A 14,463-nucleotide genomic window follows, 5' to 3' on the forward strand; every position below is an offset into this window, starting at 1 on the left:
CATGAATGACATGAGTGCACATGACGGCACGTGACGGCATATGAATGTTCGCATTCGCCTGAAAGAGAGTGATGACGTGTTCGACGTGGGAACCTACCTCGAGCGGATCGGCTGCGGCGGAGAGACCGCTGTGAATGTCGCGACGTTGCGGAAGCTGCACAAGAACCATCTCATGAACATTCCGTACAACGGGGCCGGCCAGGATCTCCGTGACGGAATACGCCTCGTCGGCCTCGACGAGCATGCCCTGTTCGAGACGCGCATCGTGGGCGGCCAGGGCGGCACCTGCTTCGAACTGGCCCGGCTGTTCAACCGACTGCTCCGCGAACTGGGCTACGACGTCACCCTGCTGGCGGGCAGCACCGCCGAAGGCCGGGAGAACTTCGGACTCGACGTGGAGCACATGTTCAACCGCGTCGCCCTGAACGGTCAGGAGTGGCTCGTGGACGTCGGTTATCCGGGCCCCAACTACATCGAGCCCCTGCTCGTCTCGGACGAGGTGCAGACCCAGTACGGATGCCAGTACCGCCTGGTCGAGCAGCGCCGGCCGGAGTCCGGGCAGAGGCCCGGGCCAGGGGCCGGGTTCGCCCTGCAGCGCCGGGGGCGGGTCAGCCGTTGGAGCGTCGTCTACACCTTCACGACGAAGCCCCGGCAGTGGAGTGACTGGCAGGAACTCGAGGACCACCTGAACCGGGAGTACGCGTCGGAGGCGTCCGTCGAGTCCCCGGAATCCGAAGCGTGCCCGATAGCCCGGGGGACGGACCGTCTCTTCCGGGAGATCGAGGAGGACACGCGGAAGCACAACGGTCAGGACGTGCTGTGCGGCCGGGCTCTGGAGAACGGCCAGGTCGTCATGAAAGGGCGCCGGTATCTGACGGTCCGCGACGGGCGTGAGGAAGTGCACACCATCACGGACGACGACGAGCAGCGGAATCTGATCGACCGCATTCTTTCCGGCACATTCGGCTGAATCCCCGGCCCCAAAGCCACGTGCTGCACGCCATCGCGCCCCGGCCCACCGCGCTCCATGCCACAGCCTCACACCCCCAGGCCTCATGCCGATCACGCGGTTCCGTCTCACACAGCCCCACCCCGCAGAGCCCGGTTGCGCACAACCCCGTTCCGCATTCGCACTGATCCATTCCTGTAAGGGGGAAAAGATGGGCGGACCTGCGACGGCCTCCGTTCCGTTGCGGCTCGGAAATCACTCCTACGACGTGCTCATCGGGCCGGGGGTGCGCACGTCGCTTCCCGGCATCGTCCGGCGGCTGGGCGCCGGGCGGGCCGTCGTCGTGTCGGCCCGCCCGGCGGAATGGGTGCCCGACACCGGTGTGGAAACCCTGCTGCTGCCCGCCCGGGACGGTGAGCGGGACAAGACCCTCGCCACGGTCGAGGCCCTGTGCGGCGAGTTCGTCCGGTTCGGGCTCACCCGGTCCGACGTCGTCGTCTCCTGCGGCGGCGGAACCACGACGGACGTGGTGGGGCTGGCCGCGGCGCTGTACCACCGGGGTGTCGCCGTGGTCCATCTCCCCACGTCGCTGCTCGCTCAGGTGGATGCCGGCGTGGGCGGGAAGACGGCGGTGAACCTGCCGGCCGGCAAGAACCTGGTCGGCGCGTACTGGCAGCCCAGCGCGGTGCTGTGCGACACGGACTACCTGTCGACCCTGCCGCCCAGGGAACTGCGGAACGGCCTCGGTGAGATCGCCCGCTGCCACTTCATCGGCGCGCCGGACCTGCGCGGGCTGCCGCTGGCGGAACAGATCACCGCCGGAGTGTCGCTCAAGGCCCGCGTCGTGGAGCGGGACGAGCGGGACACCGGCGCGCGCCACATCCTCAACTACGGCCACACGCTGGGCCATGCCCTGGAGCAGGCGACCGGCTTCGCCCTGCGCCACGGCGAGGCGGTGGCGATCGGCACGGTCTTCGCGGGGCGGCTCGCCGGCGCTCTGGGCCGTATCGATCAGGCGCGGGTGGCCGAACACCTGGAGGTCGTCCGGCACTACGGTCTGCCCACCTCGCTGCCCGACGGAGTCGAGCCCGAGGCACTCGTGCGGCTGATGCGGCACGACAAGAAGGCGTTCGACGGCCTCGCGTTCGTACTGGACGGCCCGAGGGGTGCGGAACTGGTGAGCGACGTACCGCACGACGTGGTCATCCGCGTCCTGGACGGGATGCCCCGCGCGCACCTGGCCGAGCTCGTCGGCTAGACCGCACCCGCACCCACCCCGCACCAACCCCTAATGCGCACCAACCCCCGAATCCGCGCCCGCCCTCAATCCGCACCAACCCCCGAATCCGCGCCCGCCCTCAATCCGCACCAACCCCCGAATCCGCACCCATCCCCGAATCCGCGCCCGCCCCCGAATCCGTGCCCGCTCCCGGACCCGCCCCTGGGTCCGGGGTGCCCACCGTGCTCGTAGGAGGGAGGCCCGCAGTCTCGCACTCGCCCGCTCCGTCGCGCAGATGCCGGCGGCCGGCTCACAGACCGTTCCACAGACCGAGGGGACGCACCGTCCCGGGACCAGTGAGGTAGCCCTGCGATGACGCACGAAGACCCGACCGGACACCCGCCCGCCGGACACCCGCCCGGCATCCCCATCTCGGGCACCACTCGCCTGTACGCCGTCCTGGGGGACCCCGTCGCGCAGGTCCAGGCACCCGCGCTGATGAATCCCGTCTTCGCGAGCCTGCACATCGACGCGGTGCTCGTTCCCGTGCACGCGCGGCCCCAGCACCTGGAACGGGTCGTACGCGGCCTGCAGAGCGTGGCGAACCTGGACGGCATGTTCGTCACCGTGCCGCACAAGGTGGCCGTCCGCCGACTGGCCGACCGGCGCAGCCCGACCGTGGAGATCGTCGGAAGCGCGAACGTCCTGCGACGCGAAGCCGACGGCAGCTGGCTCGCGGAGAACTTCGACGGCTCGGGCTTCGTGGCCGGCCTCGTCGGAGCGGGGCACGACCCGGAGGGCCGGCGGGTGACCCTCGTCGGCGCCGGCGGTGCGGGCAGTGCCGTCGCCGCCGCGCTGCTCACGGCCGGTGTCGACCGGCTCTGCGTGTACGACTCCGACACGGCGAAGCTCGACGCGCTGACCGCCCGCCTCGACACCCGCTGGCCCGGCCGGGTGTGTTCCCTGCCCGGACCGCAGTTCGGGGACGCGGACATCGCCGTGAACGCCACGCCGCTCGGCCTGCGCGCCGACGATCCGCTGCCGTTCCCGCTGGACCAGCTGCCGCAGGGCGCCGTCGTGGCCGACATCGTCATGAAACCCCGCGAGACCCGGCTCTTGCGTGAGGCCGCCGCACGAGGGCACCGCGTCCATCACGGCAATCACATGCTCGACGGCCAACTGGACTCCTACCGGGACTTCTTCGGCCTGAAGTGATCCACGGTGGCGATCGACGCCGGCCGACGCCGGACTACCGAACCGGGGGATGCGGGGCCGTCGGCAGGCCCCTACCTTGGATCTGTTGGTCAGTGATCACTTTTCTCTCCGACTGCGCATGACGCCGTACGGGCGGCCTGTGCGTGTCTTCTGCTTCCGCGAACTCGACGACGAGTGCCCGCGTGCGAGCGGTCGTGCGAGCGGCCCGCGTGCGAGCGGCGGGTGTGCGCGCGGTCCGCGTGCGTGTCCAGGTGCGTGTCCGCGCGCCCGGGTGCGCGTGCCCGTGTTTCCTCCGCGCCACGCCGCCCGCCCCGCCCGTCGCGTACCTCGCGTCGAGTCTGATCCATTCCTTGGAGAAACATGAACGTGCGACAGGCACCGGAATTCCCCGAGTGGCCCCAGTACGACGCGGACGAGCGGGAAGGCCTCATCCGCGCTCTCGAGCAGGGCCAGTGGTGGCGGATGGGCGGGAGCGAAGTCGACTCCTTCGAGGAGGAGTTCGCCGATCATCACGGTGCCGCCCACGCGCTCGCCGTCACGAACGGAACCCACGCCCTCGAACTCGCCCTGCAGTGCATGGGGGTAGGGCCGGGCACAGAAGTGATCGTCCCGGCCTTCACCTTCATCTCCTCCTCCCAGGCCGTGCAGCGCCTCGGCGCCGTCGCCGTGCCCGCCGACGTCGACAGGCACACCTACTGCATCGACGTCGCCTCGGCCGCCGCCGCCGTCACCCCCCGCACCCGGGCGATCATGCCGGTGCACATGGCGGGGTTCATGGCCGACATGGACGCGCTGGACAAGCTCTCCGCCGACACGGGCGTCCCCGTGCTCCAGGACGCCGCGCACGCCCACGGCGCCCGCTGGCGGGGCAAGCGGGTCGGCGAGCTGGGCTCCGTCGCCACGTTCAGTTTCCAGAACGGCAAGCTGATGACCGCCGGCGAGGGCGGCGCCGTACTGTTCCCGGACACGGAGATGTACGAGGCGGCGTTCCTGCGGCACAGCTGCGGCCGTCCCCGCGCCGACCGGCGCTACCTGCATGAGGTCGCCGGCTCCAACCTGCGGCTCAACGAGTTCTCGGCGGCCGTACTCCGTGCCCAGCTGCGTCGCCTGGAGGAGCAGACGGTCACCCGGCAGCAGCGCTGGGCCCTGCTGTCCGGGCTGCTGGACTCGATCGACGGGGTGGTCGCCCAGCGGTGCGACCCGCGCACCGACTTCCCCTCCCACTACATGGCCATGTTCCGCGTCCCGGGCATCGGGGAGGAACGCCGCAACGAACTGGTCGACCGGCTCGTCGCGGCCGGCCTGCCGGCGTTCGCGGGTTTCCGCGCGATCTACCGCACCGACGCCTTCTGGGAGATGTGCGCGCCCGACGCAACCCTGGACGAAATCGCCGGGCGCTGCCCCGTCACCGAGGCCATCAGCGAGGACTGCGTCTGGCTGCACCACCGCGTGCTGCTCGCCGGCGAGCCCGTCATACGGCGCACGGCCGAGATCATCGCGGACACCCTGGCCGCCGTGACCGCCGCGCCTGCCGGCACCGCGGCCAACGCCGCCCCGCCGGCGACCGCCGTCACGGCCGCAGCGACCGACGTATGAGCGTGCGCGTGGCCGTCGTCGGGCTCGGCTGGGCGGGGCGGGAGCTGTGGCTGCCCCGGCTCAGCGAGCACCCCCACTTCGAGGTGGTGGCCGTCGTCGACCCCGAACCGGCGGCGCGCACCGCGTGGGGCGAAACGCCGGGCAGTGTGACCGCGCGCCCGCCCGTGACCGCGTACCCGACGGTGGACGCGCTCACCGCCGGGGAGGTCGACCTCGCCGTCGTCGCCGTACCGAACCACCTGCACGCCGCGGTGGCCGCCGTCCTCCTCGGCAAGGGCGTCTCCGTCTTCCTGGAGAAGCCGGTGTGCCTGACCTCCGAGGAGGCCGGCATGCTGGCCGCCGCCGAACGGGACGGCGGCGGCATGCTCCTGGCGGGCAGCGCCGCCCCCCACCGCGGTGACGTGGCGGCCCTGGCGCGGCTGCTGCCGGACCTGGGGCGGGTCCGGCACGTCGACCTGGCCTGGGTCAGGGCACGCGGCGTTCCCCGGGCCGGCGGCTGGTTCGTCCGGCGCAGCAAGGCCGGCGGCGGTGTGCTGCTCGACCTCGGCTGGCACCTGCTCGACACCCTCGCCTCCCTGCTGGGCCCGGCCGGCTTCACGCAGGTCGTCGGCGTGACGTCGGACGACTTCGTGAACGCCGGTGCCTGGCAGGCGGCATGGCGCCGGGACCGGCACGCCGACGGCGACGACGGCGACGTCGAGGACACCGCCCGGGGCTTCCTCGTCCGCCACGACGGGGTCTCCGTCTCCCTGCGCACCAGCTGGGCCTCCCACGAAGCGCGGGACGTGTCCCGGATCCAGGTCGTGGGCAGTGCCGGAACCGCAGACCTGAGGTGCACCTTCGGCTTCAGCCCCAACCGCCACCCCCACTCGGTGCTGACCCTCACCCGCGAAGGCACCACCACGTCGGTCCCGGTGCCGGACGAGCCGGTCGGCACCGAGTACCGGCGGCAACTGGACGGCCTGCCGGCGGCCCTGGCGGACCCGGGCAACCGCGGCAGGGCCATCGGCGAGGCCCGTACGACGGTCCGCGTCATCGAGGACTTCTACGCCTCGGCCCGCTCCGCGTGCGCCCTGCGGCACGACGCGCCCGCCCCTCGACAGCCCTGAGGAACCGGCCGCGAGGAAGCCGCCACCGGCCTCGACGGAACAGCGGACACAGGCACACACGTAGGCACCGACACCGACAACGTCACCGGCACCAATACCAACACCTACGCACGGGATGGGCGGCACGTGACAGTCCCAGCAGCAGGACCGCCGACGGCGACGCAGACGCTCCCACCGGCCAGGCGTGCCGTGATCTTCGATCTGGACGGCGTGCTCGTCAACAGCTTCGCGGTGATGAACGAGGCGTTCGCCGCCGCCTACCGGGAGGTCGTCGGTGCGGGCCCGGCGCCGTTCGAGGAGTACCGACGGCATCAGGGGCGCTACTTCCCGGACATCATGCGGATCATGGGCCTGCCGCTGGAGATGGAGGGGCCGTTCGTCCGCGAGAGCTACCGGCTCGCCCACCGCGTGCCGGTCTTCGACGGCGTGGTGGAACTGCTGCTGACACTGCGGGCGAGGGGGTTCGGGCTGGCGGTGGCCACCGGCAAGAGCGGGGAACGGGCGCGCTCCCTGCTCGAGACGCTGGGCCTGCTTCCGTTCTTCGCCCACGTGATCGGCTCGGACGAGGTCGCCCGGCCCAAACCGGCCCCCGACATCGTGGAACGCGCCCTGACGCTGCTGGGGCTGCCGGCCGGGCAGGCCATCATGGTCGGCGACGCGCCGACCGACCTCGCCAGTGCCCACGGCGCCGGCGTGGCGTCGGCCGCCGCGCTGTGGGCCGTGTCCGACGACGAGGACGCGCTCCTCGCCGGGCGGCCGTCCGCCGTGCTGCGCCGCCCGTCCGACCTGCTGGCCCTGTGCCCGTCCGTGCCACGCGGCTGAGGGGCACCGAAGGGTATGGAGCGGCCCCATTACCTCGGTGTCGACGTAGGGGGGACCAAGGTCGCCTTCCGGGTGGAGACCGGTACGGAGTGCGTGGACGAGACCATGTTCTCCTGGGCACCCCGGCACAGCGCCGCCCACGATCTCGCCCAACTGGCGTATTACGCACGCGAGTTGAGGGGCAGGTCCATGGTGTCCTTCCGGGCCGTCGGCGTCGCGATGCCCGCCACGGTCGGGCCGGACGGCCGGATCACCGCCTGGCCCAGTCGGCCGGAGTGGACCGGGACGGACCTGAGCGCGTCATTGCGCGCCCTGTTCCCCGAAGCGGCCGTCGCCTGGGCCGACGACGGTGACCTCGGCGCACTCGCCGAGGCCCGGGAAGCGTGCTGCGACGACCTCCTCTACCTGGGCGTGGGCACCGGCGTCGGCGGCGGACTCGTCCTGCGGGGCGAGCCGTGCCCGGGACTCGGGCGTGGATCCTTCGAGATCGGACACATGGTCGTAGGGATGCGAGGGCCGCGGTGCGTCTGCGGGCGCCGAGGATGCCTCCAGGCGATCGCCTCGGGCCCCGCCACCCTGCGCCGTGCGACGCGACTGCGCGGGAGGGCGGTCACCTACGACGTACTGCGGCAGGCATGGGGCGACGGACAGCCGTGGGCCGTGTCCGCGCTGCGGCGGACCTGCCGGGCCCTGGCCGTCGCGGCGGCAGGTGTGCAGGAACTGCTCCACCCGCGACTCGTCCTCATCGGGGGCGGCTTCGCCGACGGCATTCCGGGCTTCGCCGGGCTGGTGTCCGACCACCTCGCGGACCTGGCCCGCCCCGGCGGGCACCCGCTGCCGGTGCGACCGGCCACGCTGGGCGGGCTGTCCTCACTGCGGGGCGCGGTGTCACTGGCCCGCCTGATCGACCCGGCGTAGAAACGGGACACCGGCCACCCCGGCCACACCGGCCACTGGCCACACCGGACCACGCTCCAGTCTTGCCGCCCCCGGCCCCCCTGCGCACGGCCCGTCGGGGACGAACGCCGGGGCGCCGTCGTGGCTGGACGAGCACGAACGAGCACTGCCCCCGCCCGGAGAACCGGACGGGGACAGTGGTCAGGGTCGGCGGAGAACCCACCCCAGTGGGAGGAGGACTCAGATGATGCTCACGCCGTAGGCGCTGAGCGCCTCGGTGACGGGCTGGAAGAACGTGGTGCCACCGGAGGAGCAGTTGCCGCTGCCGCCGGAAGTCAGGCCGAGCGCGGTGGTGCCGGAGAACAGCGAGCCACCGCTGTCGCCGGGCTCGGCGCAGACGTTGGTCTGGATCAGACCGTAGACGATGCCGTCGGCACCGTAGTTGACGGTGGCGTTGAGGGCGGTGACGGTGCCGCCGTGCACGCCGGTGGTGCTGCCGCTGCGCTTGACGGACTGGCCGACGTAGGCGTTCCCGGCGCCGGTGATCTCCTGGTACGTGCCGTTGTAGAGGTAGACGCGACCGTCGGCGGCAGCGCCGTTGGAGTGCCTGATGATGCCGTAGTCGTTGCCGGGGAAGCTGGACCCGGCGGTGGTGCCGATGGACCACGAGCTGCCGATGTTGGTGCAGTGACCGGCGGTCAGCGCGTACTTGGTGCCCGCGCTGTTTTGCACGTTGAAGCCGAGGGAGCACCGGGCCCCACCCGTGGTGATGGCCTCGCCACCGGCGATGAGCTTGGAGAACTTGCCGGGGGTGTGCTTGATCACGAGAGCGTCGGCGTTCGCGCCGGCCTCGTTCTTGATCTTGGCGATCTCGGCCTTGCTGACCGTGCTGTCAACCGTGACGACGACCTTGCCCGACTTGGTGTCGGTGTACCACGCGGTGCCGCCGATGTCGGCGTTGCGCACGGAGTCCGTCGTCTGGTGGAGCTCGGCGGCGCTGAACGCCTTCGGCGCCGGCTGGGCCGACGCGGTGGCGGCGGGGGCCGCCAGCGCCGCGGTGGCCGCAAGACCGGTGGCCACGGCGATCAGCCGTGCGCGTCTCGAGAGGTTGCGGGGGTGAGAGAGTCGCACTGTCGTCCTCCAGGTTGTGGGGAACCGGGGAGGGGGCGTTGGGTGGACGCCCCCTGACACGTCATCGGGAACACGCCGCACTGCTGGCGTGCCCCTGACAAGCGCTGGGCTAATGCTGGACAGGTCGGCGCGTCTGCGCAAGACCCCGGGGGCGGGGACTGGCCACGTAGCGGTCGCCCCACCTGCTCCGATACGCCACCAAACCGGTGGATTGACGGCCATGGGGGAGAAGGGGCATGACGGAAGCCGGGACGCACCCCCCTTGGGGGCACGGGGTGCCGCCCAGTTGCTCCAGTCTTCTTTCTTTGCGGCGCATTCGCGGTCACCGGCCGTCGTCGGCCGCCGCCTTGCGGGCGTATGACCTCCGTCGGCCGGACCACCCGCCGGAACAACACCCCCAACTCGTCCGGCGGCAACCGTTCCACCAGATCCGTCACGCACGGCTCGACGAATCATCACGCCATCAGAAACGGTGTCCTTATCAGGTCGGGGGATGCCCGCCGGTCCGGCCCTCGCCTATCGTCGCGAAGAGTCGGGCCGGCCGCACCACCGGCACGGATCCGGCCGCCGATCGACGGCGCGCCCCGGCCCCGGGGTCCGCCGGTTCCTCTGCCTCACGGGCACAGCCCGCCGCCCCTGCGCGTGTCGTACGGGCGTGGGCCGGCCCCCTGTTGCCCCGACACCGAAGGGGGAGACCCATGACCGCCGCCGCCGAGAATCCGGCCGCCCCGATCGACCTGCTCTCGCCGGACCTCAACGCCGACCCCTTCGCCCAGTACGCGCGGATGCGCGAGCAGTCGCCGATCCTGGCCGGTACGGTCATGGGCTCGCCGATGTGGCTGGTCACCCGCTACGACGACGTGCGCCAGGTCCTCACCGACCCGCGGTTCGTCACCGACGTGGCCTCGGTGACGGGCGCCGACCCGGACGCCCAGCACGCGATTCTGAAGCAGCTCAACATCCCGTCCGACGTGGTCGACCTCATCGAGAAGGCGATGATGAATCTCGACGGCGCCGCACACACCCGGCTGCGCGCCCTGGTCTCCCGGGCGTTCACCGCACGCCGGGTGGCCGAGATGCGCCCGCGGATCGAGGAGATCACCGCGAGACTCCTCGACGGGATGGCCGAGGCGGGACGCGACGGCACGCCGGTCGACCTCGTGAAGGCGTACTGCTACCCCGTGCCGATCGCCGTGATCTGCGAACTGGTCGGTATCGACGAGGACGACCGCCCCCAGTGGCACGCGTGGGGACGCGTGTTGTCCCTGATGCAGGTCGAGCACCTCCCCGTCATCCTGCGCGAGTGCGCCGACCACGTGACAGAGGTGATCGCGCGTCGGCGCGCCGAGCCGCGCGACGACCTGATCTCCGCGCTCATCGAGGTCCAGGAGGACAACGGCGACCGTCTCACCGACCGCGAGATGGTCACGCTCGTCTTCACCCTGGTGACCGCCGGACACGAGTCGACCACGTATCTGCTCGGCAACTCGGTGCTCGCCCTGTTCGAGAACCCGGACCAGCTCGCCCTGCTGCGCGCCGATCCGTCCCGGTGGCAGCCGGCCGTGCGCGAGCTCATGCGCCTCGGGCCCTCCCAGTTCGCACAGCCCCGCTACGCGGCGCGGGAGATGGAGCTGGGCGGCGTGAAGATCCCGGCGGGTTCGGCGGTCACCCCCCTGCTGCTGGCCGCCAATACCGACCCGCGCAAGTACGACGCACCGGAACGGCTGGACGTCGGCCGGGGCGCGGGAAACCACCTCGGATTCGGCATGGGGCCGCACTACTGCCTGGGCGCGCCGCTGGCCTACCTGGAGGCGGAAGTGTCCCTGCGGGCACTGTTCGACCGTTTCCCGGACCTGTCCCTCGCGGTGCCCCGCGAGGAACTCCCCTGGGCACTGCGGCCGGGGTTCACCCGGGTCGAGGAACTCCCCCTTCGCCTGACCTGAGCGCCGCCGACCCCGCTGCCCGCGCCCCCGGGCCGCGCGGTGAGCGCCGTCGCCTGCGCCCGCCGCGAACGTGGCCGCGGGCACGTCCGTGTCGCCGCGCAGACGCAGGACGGTGGCCCCACGGGTCCGCGGGTCGGCGTTGAGGCATACGCCGTGAACCGTCAGCCGGCGCCGTACGGGGCCGCCGACGGCGCCACGGCGCGCAACTGCTCCCGCAGGTCGTCGACCAGCACCCTGATGCCGTCCGGGCCGCCGGCCGCGCCGAACACGTGGTGGTCCGGTCGGACGAGCAGCCAGGTCGCCGTGAACCGGGCCAGATACGGCCGGTAGACGTCGTCCACGTCCACCACCTCGATCACACCGGCCGAGCAGCCGCCGGGTGACGCCGGCCCCGAGGCCGCGGAGCCCGTAGAAATCCCGGAAACCCTGGAGGTCCCGGAAGCCGTTGAGGTCCGGGAGGCCCTTGAGGTCCCGGACGGCAGCAGCCGTACCACGTGGGTGTCCAGGCCGGTGAGGAAGGCGAACCGGTCGGCGTCGAGCGCGGCGTGCGGCTCGTCGTCGGTGGTCAACAGGACGAAACCACGGCCCACGACATCGTCGAACCACCCACACTCACTGAGGCCCTGCCGACTCACCCGTCCCTGCGGGACGACCGCGCCCACCGGCGACTCCACCGCCGGTGCCGCCGCCGACGCCACGGCTTCCGCTCCCGTCCTGCGGCGTTGGAGCAGCCCGCCGGTGAGCGGCTTCGCGGGCTCCGGCCGGGTCGACGGCCGACCGCGTCGGCCCGCCAGTACCGTGGCGTCCCGCTCGGCCGCCGCCGCCGGGTCCGTCACGCAGATCAGCCGGCCCAGCTGGACGGACGCCAGGACGGCCTCCTCGGCCTGCGCCCGCCGCTCCTCGGCGTACGTGTCCAGGAAGGACGCGGCCGCGAGACCGCGCAGCGCCAGGTCCAGCTTCCAGGCCAGGTTGACGACGTCCCGGACACCGGAGCACATGCCCTGCCCGGCGAACGGCGGCATGAGGTGGGCGGCGTCACCGGCCAGCAGGACGCGGCCCACGCGCCACCTCTCGGCCCAACCGGCCTGGAAGATGTACGTGGTGCTGCGCAGCAGGGTCGCCGTGCCGGGGGTGACGCCGAACGGTGCCAGCAGCCGCCACGCCGTCTCCTCCCGGTTGAGCTCGGTGGTGCTCTCGCCCGGCAGGCGCATGAACTCCCAGCGGCGGCGCCCGGGTCCACTGCCCACCAGGGTCGTCGGCCGGGCCGGGTCACAGATCTGCACGTTGGTGGGGGTGAACTCGCGGGGCCGGCGCAACTCGACGTCGCAGAGCAGCCACTCGTAGGAGAAGCCGAGGTCGGTGACGGGGACGTCGAGGTGTTCGCGGACGAAGCTGTTGGCGCCGTCGCACCCCACGACCCACCTGGCGGTCAGCACATGGCTCGCCCCGTCGTCCGTGGCGGCGGTCACCTCCACCCGGTGCTCGCCGTCGGAGATCCCGACGACCTCGTGCCCCCGCAGCACCGTGAGGTGGGGCAACGCCGCCGCCCGAGCCGCGATCAACTCCTCCAGCGCGGGCTGGTGCATCGTGCTGGCGTCCGGCCAGCCGTAGGGACCGGTCGGAGTGAACGCGATGTCCAGCAGTGCCGCGCCGGAGGCGGTCTGCCACTGGTAGCCGTTGGCCGGTTCCGTGATCCGGCCGAGGTCGGGGCCGATCCCGGTGGCGGCCAGCAGCCGGGCGGTCTCCCCGTCGAAACTCGTCGCCCGGGGGAGCGGGTACGGCCTGCGGCGGCGTTCGAGCACGGTCACGCGCCAGCCGCGCCGGGCCAGCAGCACCGACAACGTGGCGCCGATCGGACCGTTGCCCACGACGACGACATCCGCGTCCGTCGGTGGTTCGGCCGACGGTGTCGGCGGTTCGGCCAGCGCTTCGGAAAACGACGTCAAGGAAAACCTCGCAAGTACGCGCTGTTTGTCGAGCTGGATTATCGAATTCTGTCACGCCGAAAATGGTCGGGACAATATCCCGTGCCCCCATACGTTTCAAGATCGAAAAATCTTACCAGGTTGAGGGATGCTCACCCGGCCATCACCGGGCCTACTCTGCCGAGGGGTCGTACGGTCATCGGTTTCGTCCGGCCGCGGACAACGAGATTCTTCGAAGTTTCCGCATTGCTCCATTGCCCCGTTTCCGAATTGCCGAATTGCCGCATCGGCGCCCTGCGACTTTGACACTCTGACGTTCAGACACGGAAGGGGAGGCCTATGACCACCACCGCCGGAAACCCGGCCGAGCCGGTCGAACTGCTCTCACCGGACCTGGTGGCCGACCCGTTCGGCGGGTACGCGCGGATGCGTGAGCAGGCGCCGATGCTGACCGGCACGATGATGGGAAGCCGGCCGATGTGGCTGGTCACCCGCTACGACGACGTACGGCGCGTCCTCACCGATCCGCGGTTCCTCAACAACCCCGCGTCGGTGCCCGAAGCCCCGGACACCCGCACCACCGTCATGAAGACCCTCAACATCCCGTCCGACCTGGTCGACTACCTCGACGACAAGCTCATGCAGATCGACGGCGCCCACCACCGCAGGCTGCGCACCCTGGTCTCCCGCGCGTTCACCGCGCGCCGGGTGGCCGCGATGCGCCCCCGGGTGGAGGAGATCACCGCCACGCTGCTCGACCGGATGGCGGAGGCCGGGCGCGACGGCACGCCCGTCGACCTCATGACGTCGTTCTGCTACCCCCTGCCGTTCACCGTGATCTGCGAGCTGGTCGGCATCGACGAGACCGACCGCCCCGGGTGGTACGAGTGGGGAATGTGTCTGTCCTCTCCCTCGGAGCACATCGAGCGCATCCCGACCGTGATGCGCGAGTGCGTCGACCAGATGAAGGCGGTGATCGCGCGCCGGCGCGCCGAGCCGCGCGACGACCTGATCTCCGCGCTCATCCAGGCCCAGGAGGACAACGGCGACCGTCTCACCGACCGCGAGATGGTCACCCTGGTCTTCACCCTGGTGATCACCGGGCACGAGACGACGACGCATCTGCTCGCCAACTCGGTGCTCGCCCTGCTCGAGAACCCGGACCAGCTCGCCCTGCTGCGCGCCGACCCGTCCCGGTGGCCGCAGGCGGTGGACGAGTTCATGCGCCTGGGGCCCACCCAGTGGGGGCTGCCCCGCTACGCGGCCGAGGAGATGGAACTGGGCGGTGTGCGGATCCCGGCGGGTGCCACGGTCATGCCGCTGATCCTGCCCGCCAACACCGACCCGCGGAAGTTCCGGGACCCCGAGCGGCTCGACATCGGCCGGGACACCGGGGGGAGCGAGGCGCACCTCGGGTTCGGGCGGGGGGCGCACTACTGCCTCGGCGCACCGCTGGCCGTGCAGGAGGCGGAGGTGGCGCTGAACGAGTTGTTCGCCCGCTTCCCGGACCTCTCGCTGGCGGTGACCCGCGAGGAGGTCCCGTGGTCGCTGCGCCCCGGAGTCACCCGGGTCGACCGACTCCCGCTGCTGCTCACCCGCCCCGACGCCACCTGATCGGCAGCCATCGGCACCACCGGCACGGGCGCCCCTGAATGAC

Annotated in this window: 11 protein-coding genes; 9 read left to right on the forward strand and 2 right to left on the reverse strand. The window is 71.6% G+C overall.

The features are described 5' to 3' along the window. The first annotated feature begins 76 nt into the window (after nt 1-76). From ABZ354_RS19275 to ABZ354_RS19305, 7 genes are all read left to right on the forward strand, one after another. Entirely contained in the window at nt 77-970 is an 894-nt protein-coding gene (locus tag ABZ354_RS19275; RefSeq protein ID WP_358658223.1) for an arylamine N-acetyltransferase, read from the forward strand. A 190-nt stretch (nt 971-1,160) separates the two neighbouring features. Beyond that, nucleotides 1,161-2,207 carry a 3-dehydroquinate synthase family protein gene (locus ABZ354_RS19280; protein WP_358658225.1) on the forward strand — a complete coding sequence of 349 codons (1,047 nt, stop codon included), beginning with the start codon at nt 1,161-1,163 and terminating at the stop codon, nt 2,205-2,207. Between the two features lie 333 nt (nt 2,208-2,540). Then, nucleotides 2,541-3,383, forward strand: coding sequence for a shikimate dehydrogenase (locus ABZ354_RS19285; protein WP_358658227.1), 843 nt, complete (start codon nt 2,541-2,543; stop codon nt 3,381-3,383). 360 nt (nt 3,384-3,743) lie between these two features. After that, nucleotides 3,744-4,979: a DegT/DnrJ/EryC1/StrS family aminotransferase gene (locus tag ABZ354_RS19290; protein WP_358658228.1), complete on the forward strand. Its 1,236-nt coding sequence runs from the start codon at nt 3,744-3,746 to the stop codon at nt 4,977-4,979. After that, entirely contained in the window at nt 4,976-6,088 is a 1,113-nt protein-coding gene (locus ABZ354_RS19295) for a Gfo/Idh/MocA family oxidoreductase (RefSeq protein ID WP_358658229.1), read from the forward strand. The genes ABZ354_RS19290 and ABZ354_RS19295 overlap by 4 nt, the downstream gene beginning before the upstream one ends. 189 nt (nt 6,089-6,277) lie before the next feature. Next, nucleotides 6,278-6,910, forward strand: a complete 633-nt coding sequence (locus tag ABZ354_RS19300) for an HAD-IA family hydrolase (RefSeq protein WP_358658231.1) — start codon at nt 6,278-6,280, stop codon at nt 6,908-6,910. Between the two features lie 15 nt (nt 6,911-6,925). Further along, nucleotides 6,926-7,828, forward strand: coding sequence for an ROK family protein (locus ABZ354_RS19305; RefSeq protein WP_358658233.1), 903 nt, complete (start codon nt 6,926-6,928; stop codon nt 7,826-7,828). A 219-nt stretch (nt 7,829-8,047) separates the two neighbouring features. Here ABZ354_RS19305 and ABZ354_RS19310 read toward each other — a convergent pair whose 3' ends face one another. Next, the gene (locus ABZ354_RS19310; RefSeq protein ID WP_358658235.1) at nt 8,048-8,938 is read right to left on the reverse strand and encodes a S1 family peptidase; all 891 of its coding nucleotides are present in this window, start codon (nt 8,936-8,938) and stop codon (nt 8,048-8,050) included. A 698-nt stretch (nt 8,939-9,636) separates the two neighbouring features. Here ABZ354_RS19310 and ABZ354_RS19315 point away from each other — a divergent pair. Next, nucleotides 9,637-10,881, forward strand: coding sequence for a cytochrome P450 (locus ABZ354_RS19315; RefSeq protein WP_358658237.1), 1,245 nt, complete (start codon nt 9,637-9,639; stop codon nt 10,879-10,881). Between the two features lie 161 nt (nt 10,882-11,042). Here ABZ354_RS19315 and ABZ354_RS19320 read toward each other — a convergent pair whose 3' ends face one another. Next, nucleotides 11,043-12,827, reverse strand: coding sequence for a bifunctional 3-(3-hydroxy-phenyl)propionate/3-hydroxycinnamic acid hydroxylase (locus tag ABZ354_RS19320; protein ID WP_358658238.1), 1,785 nt, complete (start codon nt 12,825-12,827; stop codon nt 11,043-11,045). Between the two features lie 318 nt (nt 12,828-13,145). Between ABZ354_RS19320 and ABZ354_RS19325 the strand changes: the two genes are divergently transcribed. Further along, complete coding sequence (locus ABZ354_RS19325) at nt 13,146-14,420, forward strand: cytochrome P450 (RefSeq protein ID WP_358658240.1); 1,275 nt, start codon at nt 13,146-13,148, stop codon at nt 14,418-14,420. The last annotated feature ends 43 nt before the right edge of the window (nt 14,421-14,463 follow it).

The sequence above is a fragment of the Streptomyces sp. NPDC005925 genome (assembly GCF_040638805.1).
Taxonomy (GTDB): domain Bacteria; phylum Actinomycetota; class Actinomycetes; order Streptomycetales; family Streptomycetaceae; genus Streptomyces.

Excerpts from the sequence above, each read along its gene's own strand:
- ABZ354_RS19285 (WP_358658227.1), top strand. The coding sequence starts at position 2,541 with ATGACGCACGAAGACCCGACCGGACACCCGCCCGCCGGACACCCGCCC.
- ABZ354_RS19280 (WP_358658225.1), top strand. The coding sequence starts at position 1,161 with ATGGGCGGACCTGCGACGGCCTCCGTTCCGTTGCGGCTCGGAAATCAC.
- ABZ354_RS19290 (WP_358658228.1), top strand. The coding sequence starts at position 3,744 with ATGAACGTGCGACAGGCACCGGAATTCCCCGAGTGGCCCCAGTACGAC.
- ABZ354_RS19295 (WP_358658229.1), top strand. The coding sequence starts at position 4,976 with ATGAGCGTGCGCGTGGCCGTCGTCGGGCTCGGCTGGGCGGGGCGGGAG.
- ABZ354_RS19305 (WP_358658233.1), top strand. The coding sequence starts at position 6,926 with ATGGAGCGGCCCCATTACCTCGGTGTCGACGTAGGGGGGACCAAGGTC.
- ABZ354_RS19315 (WP_358658237.1), top strand. The coding sequence starts at position 9,637 with ATGACCGCCGCCGCCGAGAATCCGGCCGCCCCGATCGACCTGCTCTCG.
- ABZ354_RS19325 (WP_358658240.1), top strand. The coding sequence starts at position 13,146 with ATGACCACCACCGCCGGAAACCCGGCCGAGCCGGTCGAACTGCTCTCA.